At 73.3% G+C, this 3000-nt stretch carries 3 protein-coding genes; 2 read left to right on the top strand and 1 reads right to left on the bottom strand.

The window, feature by feature from the left end:
- Window positions 1–148 precede the first annotated feature (148 nt).
- The gene (gene hemE, locus ACWGSR_RS37620; RefSeq protein WP_376247353.1) at window positions 149–1225 is read right to left on the bottom strand and encodes a uroporphyrinogen decarboxylase; all 1077 of its coding nucleotides are present in this window, start codon (window positions 1223–1225) and stop codon (window positions 149–151) included.
- Between the two features lie 91 nt (window positions 1226–1316).
- Between hemE and ACWGSR_RS37615 the strand changes: the two genes are divergently transcribed.
- On the top strand, window positions 1317–2012 hold the full coding sequence (locus ACWGSR_RS37615; protein WP_376247356.1) for a DUF3000 domain-containing protein: 696 nt from the start codon (window positions 1317–1319) through the stop codon (window positions 2010–2012).
- A 268-nt stretch (window positions 2013–2280) separates the two neighbouring features.
- Complete coding sequence (locus ACWGSR_RS37610; RefSeq protein ID WP_015037008.1) at window positions 2281–2946, top strand: response regulator transcription factor; 666 nt, start codon at window positions 2281–2283, stop codon at window positions 2944–2946.
- The last annotated feature ends 54 nt before the right edge of the window (window positions 2947–3000 follow it).

Genomic DNA, 3000 nt, shown 5'->3' with positions numbered 1-3000 from the left:
GCCGCCGGGGGGTGCCCCCGGCGGCCGTCGCCGTCGTGTGAATGCTTTCCGGCGGTCGGCCGGTCGTGCGCGTACTCGGCAGTGCTTCCCGGCGGTCGGCCTGTCGTGCGGGCGTGCGCGTACTCGGCAGTGCTTCCGGGCGGTCGGGTCAGCCGGCCGTGCGGGTGTGCACGTACTCGACGAGGCGGGTCAGCGCGTCCGGGTCGGTGGTCGGCAGGACGCCGTGGCCCAGGTTGAAGACGTGCCCCTCCAGGCCCTTCGCGGCGGCCAGGACCTCGTCCGTCTTGGTCTCCACGGCCTCGCGGGAGGAGAAGAGGACGGCGGGGTCGAGGTTGCCCTGGAGCGCCTTGCCGGGGCCGACGCGGCGGGCGGCCTCGTCGAGCGGGACGCGCCAGTCGACGCCGACGACGTCCGCGCCCGCCTCGCCCATGAGGCCGAGCAGCTCGCCCGTGCCGACGCCGAAGTGGATGCGCGGGACGCCGTACCCGGCGACCGCGTCGAACACCTTCACGGAGGCGGGCATCACGGAGCGGCGGTAGTCGGCCGGGGCGAGGGCGCCGACCCAGGAGTCGAAGAGCTGCACGGCGGAGGCGCCGGCCTCGATCTGGACCTTGAGGAAGGCCGAGGTGATCTCGGCGAGGCGGTCGAGGAGGTCGGCCCAGAGCTGCGGGTCGCCGTACATGAGCGCCTTGGTGTGCTCGTGGTTGCGCGACGGACCGCCCTCGACGAGGTAGCTCGCGAGGGTGAAGGGCGCGCCGGCGAAACCGATGAGCGGGGTGTCGCCCAGCTCGCCGGTGAGCATGCCGATGGCCTCGGTGACGTAGTGGACGTCCTCGGGGGTCAGGTCGCGCAGCCGGGCCAGGTCGGCGCGGGTGCGGATCGGCTCGGCGACGACCGGGCCGACGCCGGGCTTGATGTCGAGGTCGAGGCCGATGGCCTTGAGGGGGACGACGATGTCGCTGAAGTAGATGGCGGCGTCGACCTTGTGGCGGCGCACCGGCTGGAGCGTGATCTCGGTGACCAGCTCGGGCCGCATGCACGACTCCAGCATGGGGATGCCCTCGCGGACCTTCAGGTACTCGGGGAGGGAGCGCCCGGCCTGCCGCATGAACCAGACGGGGGTGTGCGGCACCGGCTCGCGCCGGCACGCCTTGAGGAACGCGGAGTCGTACGTCCGCGACTGCTGCTTCGTCTGCTGGCCCTGCGGGCTGTCGTTGGCACTCACGCCCAGAATCTTCGCATGTGGCGGGAAGCCGCTCGCCCGGGCCGGGTGTCCCTCCCTGCACGGAGGCCCCGTTCCGCCTACTCTTCCCCGCATGGCTGCGGCTCAGGGACACTTTTCCGATCATTCCGAAGGCGATCGAGGGACGGACGAAACGGCGGGCAGTACGGAGGCGAACCCGGTGCCACCGGCCTTCCGGCGGGCGGTGGAGGCCTTGCGCGCGGCGCGGCTGCGGCCCGAGATCGAGGTGGACCCGACCAGACCGCCGCAGCGGCTGGCCCCGTACGCGTACGCGGTGGAGGCGGCGGTCGTCGACGGCGAGGACGACCTGGCGGACGGGCGGCTCGTCCTGCTGCACGATCCGGCCGGGCACGAGGCCTGGAAGGGAACGTTCCGCCTGGTGACGCTGGTGCGGGCGGAGCTGGAGCCGGAGATGGCGGCGGACCCGCTGCTGCCGGAGGTGTGCTGGTCCTGGCTGACGGGGGCCCTGGAGGCGCGGGGGCTCGCGTACGGGGAGGCGAGCGGGACCGTGACGATGGCGGGCTCGCACTACTTCGGCGGGCTCGCGGACCGGCGGCCGGCGACCCAGATCGAGATCCGGGCGTCCTGGACGCCGCGCGAGGGCCCGAACGGGGTGCCGGACACGGGGGCGCACCTGGCGGCCTGGTGCGACCTGCTCTGCCAGATCGCGGGGCTGCCGCCCGCGTCCGCCGAGCCGGGGGCGGCGGGGACGACCACGGGCGGGGGCGTCGTCTCGCTGCCGCAGCGGCGGGGTCCGCAGCAGGTCTGACGTTTCCCGGGGCGCTCCGGCGCGTTGTACAGGGCGTTCGGAAAGGCGCTCCGGGGCTCCCCCGGGAGGGTGACGGAGCGGGGCCTGCTCGTAGGATGATCGATCAGGCGTCCGAATTGCCCTAATTGTTACTCACCAAATCGTGATCTTTCCCTAAAGGCGGGCGGCCCTGCTGCCGAAGGAGTCAGTGACCCCTTCACAGCACGGGTCCGCCCCCGGCTTCTTCCCCGAGCCGGCTCCGTCCCCCACCTTCCCCCCAGGAGGCCTGGTGTCCGTTCTCCTCGAGCAGCCCGCAAGCCTGGTCGCCTACCGCCCGAACAAGCCGACGGCCATGGTCGTCGTGGCCGACCCGCGCGTCCGTTCCACCGTGACCCGTCACCTGTGGGCCCTCGGAGTACGTGACGTGATCGAGGCGTCGTCCATCGCGGAGGCCCGCCCCCGCGTCGGCAACCCGCGCGACATCTGCGTTGCCGACGTCCACCTGCCCGACGGCAGCGGCCTGACCCTGCTGTCCGAGACCCGCGCCGCGGGCTGGCCCAACGGCCTCGCCCTCTCGGCCGCCGACGACATCGGCGCCGTGCGCAACGCCCTCGCGGGCGGTGTGAAGGGCTACGTCGTCACCGGCACCCGGACCAACATCGGTCACCCCACCCGTCCCGGCGCCGCCCCCATCGGCGCCGCAGCGGCCCGTCTGGGCCACCGCCGCCCCCCGGGTGCCCCGAGCCACCCGGGCGGTTACCGCGAGCTCTCCGGCCGTGAGGTCGAGGTGCTGCGGCTCGTCGCGGAGGGCCAGTCGAACAAGGCGATCGGCGTCTCCATGGGCCTGTCCGCCCTGACCGTCAAGAGCCACCTCGCCCGCATCGCCCGCAAACTGGGCACCGGCGACCGCGCCGGCATGGTCGCGGTGGCCCTGCGGACGGGGATCATCCACTGACCTGCGGTGGACAGGCGGCGGGCACCTGTCGACGGAACGTTCCGTCGACAGGTG

It is taken from the genome of Streptomyces sp. NPDC055632 (assembly GCF_053618675.1).
Note: the sequence above shows the minus strand (reverse complement) of the source record. Positions and strands in the feature narration are given on the sequence as shown.

What these genes read in the sequence shown, in the direction of transcription:
- ACWGSR_RS37615 (WP_376247356.1), top strand. Translation starts at nt 1,317, where the DNA reads ATGGCTGCGGCTCAGGGACACTTTTCCGATCATTCCGAAGGCGATCGA.